The sequence below is a fragment of the Candidatus Omnitrophota bacterium genome (assembly GCA_028715965.1).
GTDB lineage: Bacteria > Omnitrophota > Gorgyraeia > Tantalellales > Tantalellaceae > JAQUQS01.
Map to the genome: position 1 here is coordinate 94,338 of JAQUQS010000002.1, position 20,320 is coordinate 114,657.

The 20,320-nt window shown below is 52.9% G+C and carries 18 protein-coding genes; all 18 read right to left on the reverse strand.

Translation table 11 applies throughout. The features are described from left to right. Nucleotides 1–60: 60 nt before the first annotated feature. On the reverse strand, nt 61–1,041 hold the full coding sequence (locus tag PHH49_01625) for a DNA polymerase III subunit (GenBank protein MDD5487644.1): 981 nt from the start codon (nt 1,039–1,041) through the stop codon (nt 61–63). Further along, nucleotides 1,007–1,648: a dTMP kinase gene (gene tmk / locus PHH49_01630; protein ID MDD5487645.1), complete on the reverse strand. Its 642-nt coding sequence runs from the start codon at nt 1,646–1,648 to the stop codon at nt 1,007–1,009. Before tmk ends, PHH49_01625 begins: the two co-directional genes overlap by 35 nt. Further along, entirely contained in the window at nt 1,645–3,111 is a 1,467-nt protein-coding gene (gene cysS / locus PHH49_01635; GenBank protein ID MDD5487646.1) for a cysteine--tRNA ligase, read from the reverse strand. The genes tmk and cysS overlap by 4 nt, the downstream gene beginning before the upstream one ends. After that, nucleotides 3,108–3,848: a serine O-acetyltransferase gene (gene cysE, locus PHH49_01640; protein ID MDD5487647.1), complete on the reverse strand. Its 741-nt coding sequence runs from the start codon at nt 3,846–3,848 to the stop codon at nt 3,108–3,110. Before cysE ends, cysS begins: the two co-directional genes overlap by 4 nt. Before the next feature lie 22 nt (nt 3,849–3,870). Continuing rightward, nucleotides 3,871–4,344, reverse strand: coding sequence for a 2-C-methyl-D-erythritol 2,4-cyclodiphosphate synthase (gene ispF, locus PHH49_01645; GenBank protein MDD5487648.1), 474 nt, complete (start codon nt 4,342–4,344; stop codon nt 3,871–3,873). Beyond that, a complete protein-coding gene (locus tag PHH49_01650; protein MDD5487649.1) occupies nt 4,341–5,414 on the reverse strand; it encodes a PIN domain-containing protein in 1,074 nt (357 codons plus the stop codon). Before PHH49_01650 ends, ispF begins: the two co-directional genes overlap by 4 nt. A 90-nt stretch (nt 5,415–5,504) precedes the next feature. Then, entirely contained in the window at nt 5,505–6,209 is a 705-nt protein-coding gene (locus tag PHH49_01655; protein MDD5487650.1) for an MlaD family protein, read from the reverse strand. A 30-nt stretch (nt 6,210–6,239) separates the two neighbouring features. Further along, nucleotides 6,240–6,998, reverse strand: coding sequence for an ABC transporter ATP-binding protein (locus tag PHH49_01660; protein ID MDD5487651.1), 759 nt, complete (start codon nt 6,996–6,998; stop codon nt 6,240–6,242). A 17-nt stretch (nt 6,999–7,015) separates the two neighbouring features. Continuing rightward, nucleotides 7,016–7,795 carry an ABC transporter permease gene (locus PHH49_01665; GenBank protein MDD5487652.1) on the reverse strand — a complete coding sequence of 260 codons (780 nt, stop codon included), beginning with the start codon at nt 7,793–7,795 and terminating at the stop codon, nt 7,016–7,018. Nucleotides 7,796–7,868: 73 nt separating this feature from the next. Next, complete coding sequence (locus PHH49_01670; GenBank protein MDD5487653.1) at nt 7,869–10,349, reverse strand: ATP-dependent Clp protease ATP-binding subunit; 2,481 nt, start codon at nt 10,347–10,349, stop codon at nt 7,869–7,871. A 38-nt stretch (nt 10,350–10,387) separates the two neighbouring features. Further along, nucleotides 10,388–11,440, reverse strand: coding sequence for a protein arginine kinase (locus PHH49_01675; GenBank protein MDD5487654.1), 1,053 nt, complete (start codon nt 11,438–11,440; stop codon nt 10,388–10,390). A gap of 7 nt (nt 11,441–11,447) precedes the next feature. Further along, on the reverse strand, nt 11,448–11,960 hold the full coding sequence (locus PHH49_01680) for a UvrB/UvrC motif-containing protein (GenBank protein MDD5487655.1): 513 nt from the start codon (nt 11,958–11,960) through the stop codon (nt 11,448–11,450). 26 nt (nt 11,961–11,986) lie between these two features. Continuing rightward, nucleotides 11,987–12,859 (reverse strand): branched-chain-amino-acid transaminase, encoded by an 873-nt coding sequence (gene ilvE / locus PHH49_01685; protein MDD5487656.1) that lies wholly within the window; start codon nt 12,857–12,859, stop codon nt 11,987–11,989. Nucleotides 12,860–12,885: 26 nt separating this feature from the next. Then, nucleotides 12,886–13,611: an ABC transporter ATP-binding protein gene (locus PHH49_01690; protein MDD5487657.1), complete on the reverse strand. Its 726-nt coding sequence runs from the start codon at nt 13,609–13,611 to the stop codon at nt 12,886–12,888. An 18-nt stretch (nt 13,612–13,629) separates the two neighbouring features. Further along, complete coding sequence (locus tag PHH49_01695) at nt 13,630–14,841, reverse strand: lipoprotein-releasing ABC transporter permease subunit (protein ID MDD5487658.1); 1,212 nt, start codon at nt 14,839–14,841, stop codon at nt 13,630–13,632. 32 nt (nt 14,842–14,873) lie between these two features. Next, nucleotides 14,874–16,316 carry a lysine--tRNA ligase gene (lysS, locus tag PHH49_01700; protein ID MDD5487659.1) on the reverse strand — a complete coding sequence of 481 codons (1,443 nt, stop codon included), beginning with the start codon at nt 16,314–16,316 and terminating at the stop codon, nt 14,874–14,876. Nucleotides 16,317–16,535: 219 nt separating this feature from the next. Further along, a complete protein-coding gene (locus PHH49_01705; GenBank protein ID MDD5487660.1) occupies nt 16,536–19,913 on the reverse strand; it encodes a hypothetical protein in 3,378 nt (1,125 codons plus the stop codon). A gap of 159 nt (nt 19,914–20,072) precedes the next feature. Further along, nucleotides 20,073–20,297 (reverse strand): hypothetical protein, encoded by a 225-nt coding sequence (locus tag PHH49_01710; protein MDD5487661.1) that lies wholly within the window; start codon nt 20,295–20,297, stop codon nt 20,073–20,075. Nucleotides 20,298–20,320: the final 23 nt, after the last annotated feature.

The following is a 20,320-nucleotide window of genomic DNA, read 5'->3' on the forward strand; positions in this document are numbered from 1 at the left end:
CCTTTTCCATAGACCGTCGGTCGGTTATCGATCTGTCCATCACTGGCCCGAAGGCCGATATTACCCCTTCACCATACCCGGCAAGACCTGTGCCGCTATTTTCGGGTTGGCGTTCCCCATAAGGGCCCTGCGCACATTTACAAGACGTGCCATAAGAGCGTAAAGCTTGTCGGGCGAACTTTTCCCGAACATGGACATGAGTTCCCCGGCTGAAAGAGCTGTATCGGTCATCCTGCTCTCCGCGCCGCTGACGACAAGTGCCGTATCCCTGACAAGCATGAGGACAAGCTCGATGTCTTCCGCCATCTGGAGCTTGTCCTCGACATCCCAATTCATGCACCAGACGTTCTCTCCGGCCGCTATATCCTTAAGCAGTCTCATGACATCTTCCCGCCTCGCGACCACTCCCGTACGCGCTATTTCCAGGGCTTTTCCGGGCGACCCCTGGGAAAACCCGGCGAGAAAGGACAATTCACTTTCCCCTGTACCGTCAAGCTTGGAAGATATCACTTCTTTCGCGACGGGAATAGGCAGAGAGAAGAACCTTACCTCGCTGCACCTGGATACTACCGTGCGAGGCAATAGTTCCTTCTTATCCGTTATCAGGATAAGCATCGACCCGCCCGGCGGTTCCTCCAGTATCTTCAGCAGGGCATTAGCCGCGGATACCGTCAAAAGATGGGCGTCCTCTATCACACACACACTGGAGACGGCTTCAAAAGGCTTGAGATTGAGCTTTTCCCGCGCCTGGCGTACCTCTTCTATCTTTATGGCTTTACCTTTTTCCGGCTTGATCCACAATACATCCGGATGTTCAAGCGCCTCTACACGCCTGCATGTCGGGCATACGTCACAAGCTCTAGCCTCTTCAGGCTTTCCCGGGCACATTATCGCCCTGATAAAAGCCCTTGCGCATGAGGATCTTCCCACGCCATCCGGTCCGGTAAAAAGATAGCTTGATGAGACCCGTCCCGCCGCGAGGCATCTGGTTAGGTATTTTATGGCGTTAGTCTGTCCCTTTATATCCGCGAATGACAGCATATACTTCTTCCCTGACCTTCCGGTAAATATCTTCTATATCACCTGAGGCATCCACGACCTTTATCCTTTCCCTGTTACGGGATGCTATTTCAAGATACCCCGTTCTTACTTTCTCGTGGAATTCCAGGCTCCTTTTCTCCACCCTGTCAGCCGACCTAGTGTTCGAGGCCCTCCTCAGGCCGGTCGCCACTTCTATATCAAGTATGACCGTAAGGTCAGGGATCATCCCGCCCGTAGCCGCCAGGTCTATCGTACTGATAAGGTCCCTGGACATACCCAACCCGTATCCCTGGTAGGCCATGGTAGCAGTATTGAACCTGTCGCAAAGCACTATCCTGCCGGCCTTGATCGCCGGTCCTATCACCTCGATAACATGTTGCGCTCGGTCGGCCTCAAAAAGAAAGAGTTCCGACTCGGGAGAAAGCGCCACCTCGTCCTTCATAAGGAGTATTTCCCTTATCTTTCCACCCAGGCCGGTACTCCCGGGCTCCGCGGTGTGTACAACGTCGTATCCGTCAGAGACAAGCTCCTCGGCAAGACGACAGGAATGTGTACTTTTTCCGCTGCCTTCCGGCCCCTCAAATGTTATAAAAACGCCTTTTTTCATTTTTTTCTCCATACGGGCCCATCGGGCGTATCCTCGACCACGATACCCATGCCGTTCAACCTGTCCCTTATGCTATCAGCTGCCGCGAAATCCTTCTTTTTCTTGGCCTCCGCTCTTTCCTCCAACAGACCTTCCACCTCGCGGGCAACCCCTTCATCATGGTCCTCTATTTTCATGTTAAGGCCGAAAAGCCCTTCGGCATACTTCCGTATGAACCCTGTTATCTGTCCCAGCGCGTGGGCTCTGGCTTCGGCGGGCATCGCTTCATCGGCCATACGTTCATTCCCGGTCTTAACCGCCTCAAAAATAACGGACATGGCCACCGGCGTATTAAAATCATCATCCATGGCCTCAAGTATCTTTTTTTCCGCGTCAGCAATATACCCGTCCATCACCATGGTCTTCGGGCGTGTGCCTTCACCTGAGAGATACTTGTCCGCCATTTCGGAAGCTTTGGTCATGAACACGGTTATCCTCTCCTTGGCGCGCCGCATCTCCTCGATCTTTTCGCCGCTGTAATCCATCGGGCTGCGGTACACACTCACCAGAAAAGCCAGTTTCAACAGGTCCGGGTCCTCATATGCTTCCAGGAAATCCGCTATCGTTATATAGTTTCCCAGCGATTTCGACATTTTTTCGCCATTCACCGTAAGTAGCCCGTTATGTATCCAGTAATTGGCGAATCTCCTGCCCGTATACGCTTCGGCCTGCGCTATCTCGTTCTCATGATGCGGAAAGATAAGGTCAAGCCCGCCACCGTGTATATCGAACCCGGTCCCGAGCATTTTCGTGCTCATCACGGAACACTCTATATGCCATCCCGGGCGTCCGCGTCCCCAAGGACTTTCCCAATACGGTTCCCCGGGTTTTACACCTTTCCACAAAGCGAAGTCCAGCGGATCACGTTTGTTCTCGTCCTTTTCCACCCTGGCCCCGGCCAGGAGCTGTTCTTTGTCTCGGTTGGACAATCTGCCGTAGTCCTTGAAACTGTCCACGCTGAAATAAACGCTCTCGCCGGAAACATACGCGTTACCTTTTTTGATAAGCTCCCCGATGAACCCTATCATTTCCTTTATGTTATCCGTGGCCCTGGGCTCAAGTGTGGGTTTTTTTATCCCCAGCATATCAAGCTCATCATGGTACACTTCCAGGTACCTGAGGGCGACCTCTTTGACCTTTTCAGCCAGGCCATCACCCGTTGGTTCGTCCCCGGATTCCGTCATTTCCTGTACGGCTTTCCTGATTATCTTATCGTCTATGTCGGTCACATTACGCACAAAAGTGACATCGAGGCCGCCGAACTCCATGTATCTTCTTATCACGTCGAACACATAAGCGCTCCTCGCGTGCCCGATATGCGGGACATCATATACGGTCGGACCGCACACATACATCTTTACTTTTCCATCATCTATCGGGCGGAACTCGTCTTTTTCCCTTGTGAGCGTGTTATATATCCTCATGCGGTCTCGCCTTCCGTATCCCCGTTATCGGGGCCATGGTGGTATTCCCCCAGTTCCCCCTCAATATGGTCTATCTCATGCTGCAGCCTTTCCAGGGCCTGCTGGAGCGGATCGGGCAGTGATGTATGATCGAGGTTTATCCCGCCCGGAAGACGTTTCCCCTTCCGTCTGGCTATCCTGCCCGGCACACCTACCACCGTGGAATCATCAGGCACATCACGCAGGACCACGGCGTTACTTCCTATCATGACATTGTTACCGACAGTGATGTTACCCAGCACTTTAGCGCCAGCGCCCACGACCACATTATCTTTCAGTGTGGGATGCCTTTTTCCCGTTTCTTTCCCCGTACCCCCCAAAGTGACCCCCTGAAAAAGCGTCACATTGTCACCTATAACGGTCGTTTCACCTATGACCACTCCCATCCCGTGGTCTATGAAGAAACCTTTGCCGATAGCCGCTCCGGGATGTATCTCTATACCGGTTATCCACCTGGCGAACTGGGATATGAACCTGGGGAGGAAAGGCACCTTCATGCCTGCCAACACGTGCGATATCCTGTAGAGCACCAGGGCGTGCAGTCCAGCATACGTGAATATTATTTCCGCGTATGAACGCGCCGCCGGGTCCCTGTCCTTGGCGGCCTTCAGCTCTCCCGAGAAAAAGACCCTGACAAGGGCATAGAACAGTATAAGCGCCGCTACCAAGAGCAGCATGAACTGTAAAATGCAATCCATTTCATCCCCCGTATTATACTCGTCACTCTTTAATTAGCGTTACCACGACGTACGCGGCCATCGCTTTTTTCTCTCCGATATCCCCCATAGCCTCGGATGTTTTACCCTTGATATTGACGTCATCCTGCCTTATCCCCAAAGCAACGGATATATTCTTCTTCATCCCGTCCCGGTAAGGCCCCAGCCTGGGTTCTTCCGTTATAACGATACAATCCACGTTGCCCGGCTTGAACCCTTTCCCGCGCATGGACCCCGCGACCTCGTCCAGGAACCCCATGCTCGAGGCGTCCTTATATCTGGGGTCCGTGTCCGGGAACTTCATCCCGATGTCCCCTTCCCCCATGGCTCCCAGGATAGCGTCGCATAAGGCATGAAGCAGCACATCCCCGTCGGAATGTCCGATCGGACCTCGGTCGCATGGTATTTTCACCCCGCCGATGACCATTTGCCGTCCCTTATCCAGCCGATGGATATCATAACCTATACCTATCTTCATGCCGCCGGCCCTTGCTCGCTCCGGTCTTCGTCCCCCCCGGACCTGCCGTTACCATTACTTTTTCTGGGTTCGTTCTTCTCCATTATGTTGGCGAATATCATGCGTCCGGCCGATGTCTGGAGTACGCTGGACACGGCCACTTTGGCCGTCCTGCCCATGAATCTCCGGCCATTGTCCACCACTATCATCGTTCCGTCGTCCATGAACGCCACGCCCTGGTTCTTCTCCTTGCCTTCTTTCTTGATATGAACGGTCATTTGTTCCCCCGGGAACACCACCGGCCGCATGGCGCCCGCAAGGTCGTTCAGGTTAAGGACCTTGACACCGTCAAGCTTGGCCACCTTGTTAAGGTTCAGGTCGTTCGTGAAGATCGGGCAGTTGAGTATCTTCGCCAGCCTTACCAGCTTAGCGTCGACCTCTTTTATCTCAGGGAACCTTTCCTCATGTATGATCACCTCAATGCCGTTCACGCTCTTCAGGGCGTCAAGGATGTCAAGACCCCTTCTTCCGCGAGAACGTTTACCGTCATCCGTGCTGTCGGCCACCTGCTGGAGTTCCTGCAACACGAACCTTGGGACAATAAGCTTGCCCTCCATGAAGCCGCTTTCGCACACTCCCGCGATACGACCGTCGATTATAACGCTCGTATCCAGTATGAATATCTGGTCCCTGCGGTCTTCCCGCGAGAACCTAACGTACGGGATGACCAGGTTGAACTCATCCTTACCCTTGATAGATATCACCATTCCCAGGTAACAAAAAATAAGAGTGAATACCATCTGCGCTACGGAACGGAACTCATCCCCCATCGGCAGTATCCTGAGCACTATCCCGACCATCCATGACATGAATATACCGAACATGAGCCCGAACGCCGCCACGGAAAGATTACGCAGCGATACCCTTTTCAGGCTGCTTTCCACAAGGATCACAACGATACTCCACGCGAAACCCAGCACCGCCCCCATATAGGCCTTTTCCGGAGTAAAATCCGGGACCAGTGGCCATAGGTAATATCCGCACATCGTGCTTATTATTACGAAAAAAATACGTATTAACCTTATCGTCATCTTTCCCTTCCTTTCACTTTCATGGTAATAACAAAAATATGGAAATAACCGTGGGACCAGCGCCGGGGCGCGCTTTCCCGTTACGTGTTATCATTTATCACGTTTCCTCTTATCCGGGGTCTTGTGCAGGAGCTTCCATGGATTTGCCTTTATATCCCCAGTGAACCCCGAAACATCCTCGTATACTTTCTCTTCCACAAGAAGCCGGCCTATAGTACCTTCACCCCTCCTGAGCCGCCCGGATATGGCGGTAAGATCATCATAGAAGGTACTGTCGGATATGAACTTGCCCAAAGTACCTTCTCCCGCGGCCACACGTTCCATGACATCTTTGGAAAGGCTGATAAATTCCGTCATGTTCTCCATCTGCTGGCCGACACTCACGGGGTTACGGCCATCCATTACGGTCCCCTGCGTAATGAGATCACTCCCCCCGGTCCCCGGACTTATCTCCAGGTATTGTTCACCCAGAAGGCCGAGCGAGTTTATCCTGGGCACGGCGTCGACCTCTATGTTCGTGCCCTCATCGACCTTCACGTCCAGTTTTACACGGGTCCTCTGCTTTTGCTCGTCATAATATATGGCTATACCGGTCACTTCCCCGACATCGACACCGGCATACCTTACAGGAGAGTTCTTGTTTATCCCGTTCACGTAATCGAACACGACATTGAAGGTATATCCCTTTTCGAACTTGTATATGTCCCCTATCGAAAAGACTATGAAGAACATCAGGAATATCCCCAGCCCCATAAAGAGCCCTACCTTGAGTTCCAGCTTGTCGTCCCTTATCATTTATCTCTCCCCTCGCTCGTTCATATTTGATCAGACACTAGGGCCATCCTGTGTTATCGGACCCTTGGCGTTCCCGCTAATGAATTGTCGCACCAGCTCGTTATCCGAGTTCTTTATCTCATCCGGGGTCCCGACCGCTATTATCCTCTTTCCGTACAACATGGCTATCCTGTCCGCCACCCTGTACGCGCTCTTCATGTCGTGCGTAACGGTAACGGACGTGACCTTCATCCCCTCATGAAGATCGCGTATGAGGCCGTTTATGATATCCCCCGTGATCGGGTCCACCCCCGTCGTGGGCTCATCAAAAAGCATTATCTCCGGAGGCATACACACGGCCCTGGCCAGGCCCACCCTCTTACGCATACCGCCTGAAAGTTCCGCCGGCTTGACGTGGTTGATCCCGCGGAGCCCCACCATGGCCAGGCATTCGTTCACCCTTTTCTCTATATGTTCCACCGGAAAGGACGTATACTCCAGGTGCCGGAACCCCACGTTCTCGAACACAGTAAGGGAATCGAAAAGCGCCGCCCCCTGGAAGAGCATGCCGAACTTCATCCGCATCTCGTTGAGTTCCCTGCTGTCCAGGCCAGCTATATCCACCCCGTCGATCAATATCTGTCCCTCATCCGGCTTGAGCAGCCCTATTATGTGTTTCAACAGGACGCTTTTCCCGCAACCGGAGCGTCCGATTATCACCATGGATTCACCCGTATTTATCGTAAGGTCCAGGCCGTCGAGCACCTTGCGCCCACCGAAAGATTTACTTACGTTCCTGATCTCTATCATCCGCTGTTACCGCCACCCTATCTCATAAAATAAAAAAGAGCCGTGAAAAAACAATCCGCCACTATGATAAGTATGAAACTTCTCACTACGCTCGATGTAGTGGACCTGCCTACGCCTTCCGCGCCGCCCGCGGCGTTGACCCCCTCGAAACACGCTATCACACATATGATAACGGCAAAGGAAAGGCTCTTTATCAGCCCCGTAATAACATCCTTGAGCGCAAGCGGGGTGAATGTCATTTTCGTATACATCGCGTGCGTTATATTTAGCTTACCCACCCCTATGAGGTATCCTCCCGCTATACCGAAAAAATCAGCGCATATGGTCAAAAGCGGCACCATTACCAGGAGCGCGATAAAACGCGGCACCACCAGATACTGCACCGGGTTCGCGGACAGGGTCTCAAGGGCCTCTATCTGCTCGGTCACCTTCATTGTCCCGAGTTCCGCCGTGATCGCGGCACCACACCTCCCGGCCACTATGAGGGCCGTGAGGACCGGACCCAACTCGCGGGTAAGGGAAAGCGCAACAAGAGAAGCGATATACATCTCAGCGGACACTTTCTGCATCTGGTACGCGCTTTGCAGCGCGAGCACTATACCCGTGAAAAAGCTTATGAGAAGCACTATGGGCAGACTTTCCACACCTATCTTGTTCATCTGCTCAAGCGTCTGTCTTTTCCTTGATCCGGGCGCGAACAGCCAGAACACCGTCTTAGCCAGTAGCACGGATAACCCGCCCATATACGCGAAGAATCCCAGTACCCTGCCCTTTATGTATGAATACGCCCCGTTCAACTGACCTTTCCCCTCCGGCCACGGACATACCTGCCCTCAAGACAGGCCTTACGCGAACATCCATGACACATCATCATTTGCCGCTTTTCTCCGGAACGGATTCCGTCACCCCTTCAAGGACGAACTCGAGTTCCTGTTTATTCTCCGGCAGAGTGACCTTTATCCGCGAACCGTCCTTGAAGGTCCCGGCGAGGATCTCTTCAGAAAGCGGGTTCTCCAGATAACGCTGTATGGTCCGCTTGAGCGGACGGGCGCCATAGGTCACGTCAAAACCTTTTTCTATCAAGAAGTCCTTTGCGGCGTTGTCCAGCACTATTTCCAGATGTTTCTCCCTCACCCGGATCTGGACCTCCCTGACCTCTATCTCGACTATATGTTTCAGGTCTTCCCGGTTAAGGCTGTGGAACACTATCACGTCGTCCACCCTGTTCAGGAACTCCGGTTTGAACGTTTTCTTCACCTCTTCCAAGAGCCTGCTTTTCATGTCCTTGTAGGTCTCGACCTCTTCCTGCGGCTTGAACCCGATAGACCCTGTCTTCTTCAAAAGTTCCGCTCCTATGTTCGACGTCATAATAAGTACCGTATTCTTGAAGCTGACCTTCCTGCCGTAGGAATCCGTAAGCCTTCCCTCGTCCAATACCTGCAGAAGTATGTTAAAGACATCCGGATGGGCCTTCTCTATCTCGTCAAGAAGCACCACCGAATAAGGTTTCCTGCGCACCCTTTCAGTAAGCTGTCCGCCTTCGTCATACCCGACATACCCGGGAGGCGCTCCCACAAGACGCGACACGTTGAACTTCTCCATGTATTCGGACATGTCTATCTGTATGACGGCGTCCTCGTCCCCGAACATCACTTCGGCAAGTTTGCGGCCAAGCAGGGTCTTGCCGACCCCGGTCGGGCCCAGGAATATAAAGGTGCCTATCGGCCTGTTCGGGTCCTTGATCCCGGCGCGCGAACGCCTGACGGCATGGGCTATAGCTGTTATGGCCTCATCCTGCCCCTGTACCCTTTTCGTGAGATGCTCTTCCAGTTTCAGGTATTTGTCGGACTCGGTCTCTTCCACCCTCACGAGAGGTATCCCGGTCCAGTTGGACACTATGTTCGCTATCTCTTCTTCCCCCACAACGATCTCCTGGTGCATCTGTCCGTTCTTCCACTTCTGCTGCTGCTCATCCAGCTGCTGGCGCGTAAGTCTTTCCGAGTCACGGAAACGCGCGGCTTTTTCAAAGTCCTGGGCCTTGACCGCGGCCTCTTTCTCAAGACGATATTTTTCGATCTGGTTCTCTATCTCCTTCATGTCCTTTGGCATGATCATCCTGGAAAGCTTTGCCTTAGAACCCGCTTCGTCGATAAGGTCTATGGCTTTATCGGGAAGGAACCTTCCGCTTATGTATTTATCGGAAAGTTTGGCCGCCGCCTCCAGCGCCTTGTCGGAAAAATTCACTTTATGGTGCGCCTCATATTTATCCCTTAAACCCCTCAATATCTGTATGGTCTCCTCCACCGTGGGAGGATCCACCATTACCGGCTGGAACCGTCTTTCCAGGGCCGGGTCTTTTTCTATGTTCTTCCTGTATTCGTCGAGCGTGGTGGCGCCTATGCACTGTATCTCCCCGCGTTGCAGTGACGGTTTCAGTATGTTGGACGCGTCTATGGCCCCTTCGGCCCCGCCCGCCCCCACAAGAGTGTGTATCTCGTCAATGAACACAATGACGTCGGGGGAGTCCTTTATCTCCTTCATTATCGCTTTTATGCGTTCCTCGAACTGCCCCCTGTATTTGGTGCCCGCTATCATCATGGCAAGATCGAGGATAAGGAGCCTCCTGTCCTTCAATATTTCCGGCACATCTCCCGAATTTATCTTCTGGGCCAGTCCCTCCACGATAGCCGTCTTGCCTACCCCGGCTTCACCTATCAATATGGGGTTGTTCTTTTTTCTGCGGCCAAGTATCTGTATGACCCTCTCTATCTCCTTGTCCCGGCCTATTACAGGGTCCAGCTCGTCATGTCTGGCCATCTCCGTGAGGTCCCTCCCGAAAGAATCCAGAGCGGGCGTCTTTGTCTTTTTCTTGCGTTTCGCGTCCCCCGCCATGGAATAACCGGGGACAGACGAGCCCAGGAGGTTAAGCACCTCATCCCTCACGGTCTTAAGGTCAAGCCCCACGTTCAGGAGAACCTGGCTCGCCACGCCGTCACCCTCACGAATGAGCCCCAGGAGCAGGTGTTCCGTCCCTATGTAGTTGTGCCCGAGCGTCCTGGCCTCATCCATCGCCAGCTCAATGACCTTCTTGGCCCGCGGCGTGAAGGGGATATCCTTCTCGGCGCCGCCTTCGGTCCCGGGCTGCACGAGCTTTTCAACTTCCTGCCGAATATTGTCAGTGTCAAGCCCCAGGCTCGTGAGCACCGCGGCCGCGACACCTTCCCCTTCTTTTATGAGCCCGAGAAGTATATGCTCGGTACCGATATATTCGTGGTTGAACCTTTTGGCCTCATCCTTGGCCAGAAGTATGACCTTTCTGGCGCGTTCAGTAAATCTGTTAAAAGCGGGCATGTTGTTCCTCCTTGGGTTACAACTGTTGTATTATCACGTTATTTCTCACTAAGTTTCATACGCACGAAATCCGCGCGTTTAATATCCCTTTCGAACGGCTCTATCTTGTCATCGTTCATCATCTGCAGGTGCGCCGGCTGGGCATACACCAGTATACCGTTTATCTCCGACGGGCCTATCCCTTTTATGATGCCAAGGTCCATTCCCAACCGCACCGCGGAAAGAAGTTTTATGGCCTCGCGCGACGTTATTATCCTGACATCCTTGAGCGTGGAATACGATAGGTTGATCTTTTCCGTAAGCTCGTTCTTCTTGTTCTTGATGAGCGCCTCTCTGGTCTCCCTTTCCTTTTCCACGATCTTCTTTATGACCCTCTCAAGGTTGCCCAGTATCCCCATCTCGGAATACCCCAGCGCTACCTGGTTGGATATCTGGAAAAAATCCCCCAGCGCTTCCGTTCCTTCGCCGTAAAAACCGCGTATGGTCATGCCCAGCTTGGATATGGCGTCGAACACGTTCTCTATCTGCCCGGTCATGACAAGCCCCGAAAGATGGAGCATTACCGACGCTCTCAATCCCGTTCCCGTATTCGTCGGGCATGAAGTAAGATACCCGTACTTGGCGGAGAAATCGAACGGTATGTATTTCCCCAGGTCATTGTCTATTTCGTCGGCTATCCTCCACGCTTCCATGAGATCGAACCCCGACTTCAGGACCTGCATCCTGATATGGTCCTCCTCATTCAGCATTATGCTCGTTATCTCTTTGTCATCCACGACAAGGCCCTTGCTCTCGGCGTTCATGACGTGTTCCCGGCTTATAAGGTGCCTTTCGACAAGGAAATCCCTTTCCAGGGGAGAAATATCCCTCATCTTCAGAAAAAGAGAGTTACTCAAGAAGGCGCTTTTTTTCATCGCCCCCATCATCTTGTTCAGAATAGCTTCCCGCTGGTCCGCACCCGCTCTCGTGAAATATACCTCTCCTTTCACGTTACGCGCGAGCCTTATCCTGGTGGATATGGCGATATCCGACCCCGGGCCTTCGCCCCGCAGCCATTCACTTCCTCTTTTAAGCATTGTGTCAAGTTTCATATCCCCGTCATTCCCTGAAATCGAGTTTGTTCTCTATCTCTTTTATCTGATCACGGACAAGAGCGGCCTTCTCGAACTCTTCGGCCCGCACCAAACGGTCGAGTTCCGTCTTTAACTGCCGGTAGAGCTTCTGTTTGCCGACCATAGCCTCCCCTTTGAACGGAAGCTTCCCCACATGGTTATCGGAACCATGGATCTTCCTGAGGAGGTCGTTCAGGTTCTTGCTGAACGCGGTATAACATTCCCCGCATCCAAGCCTGCCTGTCCCCTGGAAATCATAATACGTCATCTTGCACCTGGGGCATTGCACCATCATGCCTTCGGACATCTGTCCGTCAGGCAGTACAGCACCGAAATCCATAAGCCCGGACAAAAGGTCCGTAAGCCCGAAATGCGACTGCATCTCCTCGCTTTTGAGCTTGGCGCACTTGTCGCAAAGGTGCATCTTCGTCACCTTGTCGTTAACGACCTCGGTCAAATGTACCGTGGCGTTGGGAGCTCCGCAACTATCACATTTCATGGCATTTCCTCTTTCCGCTCACGTGATCAGTAAATCGTCCCTTCCTTGCCGGTAAGGTCGTGGTACGCCGCGCGCAGGTCTTTAGTGACCTGTCCCGGTTTACCGTCACCGATGACCTTATCCCCGATCTTCACGACCGGTATTATCTCGGCGGCCGTACCCGTAAGGAAACATTCCTCGGCGTTATAAAGCGTCTCGGGCTTCATCTCCCGGAACCCCGTGGATATCCCCAGCGATGACGCCAGTTCCATGACGGCTTTCTGCGTTATTCCCGCGAGCGCCCCCATTTCCGAAGGAGGAGTCGAAAGCACACCGTCCTTTACCGTGAATATATTGTCCCCCGTACATTCCACGACGTAGCCATCAATGCTGAGCATCAGGGCCTCCATGGTCCCGGCATCTATCGCGTCGATCTTTCCCAGGATGTTGTTCAGGTAGTTCAAGGATTTCACCCGCGGGTCTATGGAAGACGGGTGGTTCCTTCTTACTCCCGCTATGATGATCGGCAACCCGTTCTCATAGAACGATTCTGGGTACAACGTGATCTTGTCGGTTATGATAAAGACCGTAGCCTTCTTGCATTTTCTCGGGTCAAGGCCCAGGTCTCCCACACCACGGGTAACGACAACACGTATATACGCGTCGTTCAGGTCGTTGGCCTTAAGCGTATCAAGTATGTGGTCACGCAGTTCCTCTTTAGTATACGGCACATCCAGCCTTATGACCTTAGCCCCCTGGTACAGCCGGTCAAGGTGTTCATCCAGTCTGAACACCTTCCTGTTGTACGATCTTATCCCCTCAAAGACACCGTCGCCGTACAAAAGCCCATGATCGAAAACGGACACGACAGCCTTTTCTTTTTCCACTAACGCCCCGTTCAAAAAAATCTTAAGCCCCATACATTTCCTTTCTTTTCCCGATACTTTTACTCTGACCGCCCCGCCGGGACCTTAGTATCCCCCTCTTTGGGACACACGTCACCGACAGGCGCCAGTTCACCATCTTTCATCATATATTCCTTATCCACGAACCCATCAGGCACATCCTGATGCGATACTATCACCACACTCATGTTCTCCTCTTCGCTCAGTCCCTGGAGCATTCCATATATCACGCCGCTCATCACCGAATCCATGTTCCCGGTAGGTTCATCACAAAAAAGCATAGCGGGCGAATTTATAAGAGCCCTGGCTATGGCCGTTCTCTGGGCTTCCCCGCCGGATATCTCGGACGGCCTGTGCCTGAGCCTGCCCGTCATCTCGACCGCGTCGAGAAGTCCTTCCGCCCTTTGTCTTATCCTCCGCGTTCCTATCCCCCTGCTTATGATGGCCGGGAGCATCACGTTCTCGAGCACCGTAAGTTCCGGCAGGAGATGGTAGAACTGGAACACAAAACCGAATGATCTGTTCCTCTGGCGGCTGCGTTTTGCCTCTCCCATCTTATAAAGGTCTTCTCCGCGAAAAACAACATTGCCTTCCGTAGGCCTCATCAGTCCGCCCATCATATGCAATAACGTCGACTTCCCGGCACCCGACCGACCGTGGATGTATACCCTTTCCCCGGCGGAGATATCCATACAGACGCTTTTCACGGCCCTCACGGCGTTCCGTCCCCGGCCGAACCGTTTCTCGACTTTTATCACAGATAACATTCCGTCTCCGTTCGATCATCACTCATATCTTATGGCGTCCACGGGATCCAGCCTGGCGGCTTTCCATGCCGGATATAATCCCGCGCAAAGCGTAAGGGCAAGAGCCACTGTTATTATAGCCGTAACATCCGGCATACTTATCCTGGACGGTATCTCCGTAAAGTAATATACATCGCTCGGAAAGAACGTCCAGCCGGTGATATCCTCTATGAACTTCGCGGCGGCGTTTATGTTATCCGAAAGAGCTACCCCGGCCACACCGCCAACCATGACGCCCAATACACCGATGATGGCCCCTTCCACCAGGAATATCAGTCCTATACCGCGCGGGTTAGCCCCGAGGGCCCTGAGTATCCCTATATCCCGGGTTTTTTCCATGACCATCATCATCAGCGACCCCGCTATATTGAAACACGCCACTGTTATTATGAGCGTAAGGATTATGAACATCATTTTCTTTTCCAGGGCCACGGCCTTCACGAGATTGGAATCCATATCCATCCAGCTCTTTATCACATAGGTCCTGCCAAGCGCGTCCTGGAGCGAATCCCTCGCGTAGTTGGCCTTCATCTCGTCTTCCACCCTGAACCCGACACCGGAGACCCGGTCCCCCATGCGAAAAAGTTCCTGCGCCTCCCTGAGCGGCACTATCGCCATATTCGCGTCGTAGTCATACCTGCCGGAAGAGAACACCCCACTGACCTCGAGCTTTACTTTCTCCATATCGACAGGGGAATACGGCACCATGAGCTCGATAGTATCGCCGACGTTTATGTCCATGTCCCGCATAAGCTCCCTACCCAGGATTATGGCCCCGTCCGACATGGCCCCGGTGGAATTGCCGGTGAACTCCACGAGCTTCGTGACCCGGGCCTCTTCGGCGGGATCTATCCCCTTCAGGAGTATCCCGGATACGGCCTTGTCCTTGCGAAGGACCGCCTGGCCCGTGACGAACCCAGCGTGATCCAGAACGCCTTTACTGTTCTTCAGTACCTCGAAAACATCGTCACCCGGAGAGATCCCTCCCTGCTTGAGGACCATACCGTGCGCGTAAGTCCCGATTATCTTGTCGCGTATCTCCAGGTCAAATCCGTTCATCACCGAGATAACGGTTATAAGCGCCGCGACCCCCAGCGCGACTCCCAGCACGGATATCATCCCTATGAAAGAGATCATACCCTCCTTCTTCCTCGAGAAAAAATACCTGATGGCTATGAAAAGCGGCCACATATGGTCTACCGGTCCTCCGTGTCGTTACATGGTCATTCCGGCCGCATATGAGGGAAGAAGATGACTTCCCTGATATTCGCCGAATCCGTTAATATCATCGCCAGGCGGTCCAGGCCGATACCGAGACCCCCCGCCGGCGGCATACCGTACTCAAGGGCGCGTATGAAATCCTCATCCACCATGGCGTCAGGGTCGGCCTGGGCCTGTTCCTCGAACCTGCGCCTCTGGTCCATAGGATCGTTGAGCTCGGAATACGCGTTCGCTATCTCCATGCCGCCTACATACAGCTCGAACCTGTCCACAATACCGGGTGACCCTTTTTTCTCCTTGGCCAGCGGACTTATCTCTTTGAACATATCCACGACGAATACCGGGTGGTTCTCCGCCTGGGGCTCCACCATCTCTCCCACTATATTTATGATCTGTGTCTTACTTACCTTTTCGCCCTCTATCGCTATGCCTTTGGCCTTCAGCTTCTTCACCCAGTCCTGCAAGCTGTCCTCGACCTTTATGCCGAAATTGGTCTCCATGAGTTCCGCGAAAGACACTTTTTTCCAGACCGAAAGATCTATCTCCTTACCCTGGTACATCAATTTCTCGCCGCCTGTTATGGCCCTTGCCGCCGACCTCACCAGCTCTTCGGTCAATCTCATCATGCCTTCACAGTCGGAATAAGCCTCGTACACTTCCATCATGGTGAATTCGGGATTATGCCTGGCGGAGATGCCTTCGTTCCTGAAACAACGGTTTATCTCGAATATCTTCTCAAACCCGCCGACAAGGAGTTTTTTCAGGTATATCTCCGGGGCTATCCTTAGGTACAGGTCCATATCCAGCGCCTCGTGATGCGTCTTGAAAGGTTTTCCCGCGGCCCCGCCCGGTATGGGGTGCATCATGGGCGTCTCGACCTCAAAGAATCCCCGCTTCGCCAGTTCTTCCCTTATGTGTTGTATCAACCTGAGCCGCGCCTTGAACTTCTCACGGGTATCGTCATTGACGATAAGGTCAAGGTACCTTTGACGGTACTTCGTTTCCACGTCCTTAAGCCCATGCCATTTCTCTGGCAGGGGAAGAAGTGACTTCGAGAGAAGCTTATACTCGGTCACCTGTACCGTGTCTTCCCCCGTACGCGTACGGAAAAGCTGTCCTTTAACCCCGACTATATCCCCTATATCGAACTTTTTCGACACTTCGAACGCGCCATCTCCCACTATATCCTTGCGTAGATACGCCTGTATCCTGCCAGTGAAGTCCTTTATATCGAGAAAAGCGCTTTTTCCATGCTCTCGCCGGGCCATTATCCTGCCGGCCACGCTTACTTCACGCCCTTCCTCGAACGCCTGTTTGACCACGGATATGCTTTCCATGCCCTTCATGCTCTCCATGAAAGGATCAATACCGGATTCTTTTATCTTGTTAAGGTTTATGTGCCTCTGTTCTATCAGCTCATTACGTTCTTCTATGCGTTCTTCCATAGATACACCTTTACCCCTCTTTTCGCTAATATGTATTTATAATTATAATTTTAATAAGTCGAGCGGAAAATAATATATATGTAGTTGGATTATAACTATAATACTCCCGCATGTCAAACATATTAAGACCTTTATGGTAGTTCTCGCGGGTTATCCGGGCTTCACCTGAAGGGGGGGGCTACGCTTGGTTCCCGGTAAGCTGCTGGTATAGAAGAACGTTTACGCCTTGATTTCTATCTCACGCTCATGCCTGTCATACCTTCTGGACATCTTTTCGATCATATCCCTGTCTATCGGCACAAGCTCCACGGGGAACTTCCTGAACCCCGGGTTCTCGCCGCCAAAAGCCTCTTTTACGGCTTCATCTATTACCTTGACGATATCAATATCCATGCAATAGGCCGGAGGTATCTTTTCAGGCACTTCGAGCTCGGCGAAGAACGCGCCGGGAGCGTCTTTCTGTTCCCGAAGAGGAGTGAACTCCCCGGCCCTGAGCACCCTGCCATCTCCCACGACTATCATGTTCCTCAAAGGATTACGGGCGCGGTCCTTACGGTTCCTTTCGATGAGGGTGCCAGCCAATGCCGGGCCTTTATCCACGACCGTCACCACATTGGTAAGACCTTTTTTCCTCCACACTCCTTCCCACCATGACTGGTTCGTCAATTTTCCCATACTGGCAAGTTCCGCCGGTGGTATCCAACTGGTATCTATGCCTATAACTATGTTCTCGCCTTTTTCCGTCCTTGCGTACGCGTCCTCCGCGGCCGCGAAAACGCGCATCATCATGCCTCTTACACGTTCGGTATCGGCGTCGGGCTCGTCGGTAACGGCTTCCGCGGACTTATCTGCTGCGGCTGACACCCTATCCTGGACGGGTTCGCCCGTTCTCCTTCGGACCTCGTCTATAGCTATCTCATATATGCGCCTGCGGGGCAATCTTGCGGTATCCCTGCCGGCGTCCCTTTCATCCTGGCCGAACACCAAAGCGCATCCCCTGATGATCTTATCCAGGTCCACGATCCTTTCCCTCGTGCTGAACGCCTTTTTGCCCCGCCTTATCTCCCCGAAATCCGACACATGCCTTATGTTCCCATCAGCGCAAAGCTTGAAATTCCCTATATGCATCTCCGTATGCAATTTTCCGTCGTCGGCCTTCCTGAGCCCGTAATACCCGCTGTCGTGCATGTTCTCACATATCTCGAACACCTGCCGTACCATTCTTTCGGTAAAAGCGGCCGGGTCCATCCCCATACGTCCGGCGTAATATTTAAGATGTTCGGGACCGACATTGTCGAGTCTTACACCGTCATGATATTCGTATACGATCATCCGGAAAGGTTTATCCGCGGTGTATTCAATATCGCCTTCCCACGCGTAATTCCTATAGGTCCCCGGCGGCAGGTCGACCACGCACACAACCCTTTCCACCCCTGACCGTTCACCGTAAGAACGCCACAGGTCCCGTGCTATATCGAAATTCGCGTACTGTATGTTCTGCCTCTGGTGCCCGGCCTCACCGGGTATCTTAAGCTCCAGGCTGAAAATACCGTTCGTAGCTATGTGCCGGCGGAACGACTGCGTGAACGACGTCCACCTGCATCCCGCCATTTCCCTGAAAAGACCTTTTCTCTCAGAATATGTGAGCGGCGTGTCCTCGGCAGTTTCCATGAGGTCATGTACCAGCGCGTACTCATAATATCCCATACCGGGCTTACGCGCGGCGAAAAGCGGGGCTAAAAGTCCGGCCACGCTGTCCTTCGTTGCCAGGGCCCTCAAAAGGCCCGGGAACTCCATTCGCATGAACGCGGAAGACGCTGTGTCGAAGAACTCTATCACGACTTCTTGTGAACCGGTAACGGCCAGGCGCGTATCCTCGCTGGACCGTGCCTCTTCCACGGGAGGAGATAATGCCGTGATGACCGCCGGCAGGGCGGTCTTGATCCTGTCCTCATATTCCGGGCCAAGGTTGACCAGCCTGCCTTCGCGTATATGTTCGTTATGCAGGTACGTTCTATAAGCGACAAGGAACGGATGTTCCGTACCGTTGCTTTCCTCCAGTTCCCTCAGTTCATGTACGCGTTCCCTCAGTCTTTCCGGGGTAACCTCCTCAGGAGCGGTCTTAAAATGTATCCGCACGGCATCACGGAACAGGTCCCTCCCGTCCCGGAGAGAAAGCGTCCGCATCATTTCATCGTGATCCCCGCATACTACACGACCCTCATAAGCCAGATCGAACTGCCCGTAAGAAGCGTCCACCAGGAGCGCGGGGTGCTGCCCAGTGCCGTCATACACTGCCACCCAGTGGTGTGTTATGATGCGTCCCGGAGCGTAAAAGGCGCCCGGCACCACTTCTATGCGCGCGCCTTTTTCTCCCCCTATGGGAAGACCGGATACATTCGAAAGCGCCAACGCCATTAATTTCGACGCGGCCACGCACCTCTGGCCGTTGGTCTCGGTAAAACCGTATCTTTCCAGTTCGGCATATATTTCCCGTGTATGTTTCGAAATGATATCAATGATGGACGCGGCAACGTTCCCGCTATCCGTGGAAGACACCTCATCCGGAATGTCCGCCGCTTCCCTGCCGAGTTCCTCTATCTTCCTGTTGTCGAACTTGTCCGTACCCAGGATGCTTATCGTCCCGTCATCGGCTATTTCGAGATAAAGCACTATGTTATATTCCCCGCGTATTACTCCCCTGGAACGACCGGCCAGGCGGTGTCTTATGTTAGAGGCAAGTTTCTCGTACGTCCCCGCGTCCAGCGCGTATCCCGTAGCCTCCACGCTTGTGGGCGCCTCTCCCATATCAACCACGTTTATCCTCGACATGCCGCTTACCGGCCGCATTATCCTGACCCCGGTCGAGAACGTTTTAAGTGACATATACGCGAAAAGGTATAACATCTCCGGAAGGTCGGCAAGCGACGGCTGCACATATACCCCGCCCTCACCCCTGGGGCCGTGAACAACGTCATAAATGCTTACCCGCTCCGTAGCGCGTTCCGTACTTCCCGTCGCCCGGGTCCTGGCCACACGCGCCGGCCTGGGAGCCAGCTTGGGTTCGGTGATAACACGTACCCGGTCACTGCTGCCAGCCTTCCTCGATATTTTGCCCCGGGCCTCGACCGGGTCATCTTCCGCCAGGTAATATCTAAGAAGACATCCGGCCCCATCCTCTCCGTCGTACGGGATAAGCACCGTCTTCCCTTCCTTACGCAATCCGTCGATGTTATAACCGAATCTGTGTTCTCCGGGAAAAGCTCTATTGATCATTCCCTTGAGGATATATGGCGGTCTCCTCACGCCATGCTTTTCCAGTACACGTGCTATACGCGACTCCACACTTTCCCCGCCCCACTTTTCCCTGAAAACCTGTCTGGCGGCATCTGTCATTTCCGGGGTCCCGTCCACTTCGAGACGCGTGCCCCGGTCTGTTACAACAGCTATCGGGGTGTCAGTACGTATGTTAGGCGACAATGACATGTTCCCGGCATAAGACACACTTATCCCGGGTGCGACCTGTGAAGTTTCCGTCAGGATGGATATGGACATCACAACGGAAATGATGGTTTTTCTTAATGTTATATGCGCCATATATTATTGTGGTCCGGAATTATAATAATTTTGAATTATACCATAAGAAAGTTAGTTAGGTCAATGGAGATCTATATCGTCGGTACGGACAGCTGTGTGACCGTAAAAAAAAAGGGAGGGTTTTAAACCCTCCCCTTCGTACATGTTTTCCGCAAGACCTTACTTCTTTTTAGGTGACACCTTTTTCGTCTTGGTGACAGCCTTCTTCTTCGCGGCCTTGGCCGTTTTCTTGATAAGGTCCCTTATCTCAACGACGTTCAGCTTCTTGAGTTTCTTCTCTTCCATCCCCGACGCTACCAATCTCTTCTTCTGCGCTTTTATGCGCTGTCTTTTCTTGGCACCCGTCTTTTTGGGCCTGGTCCTGTAATTTTTACGGGGTTTCATCTGTATATCCTCCCTGTTGGACT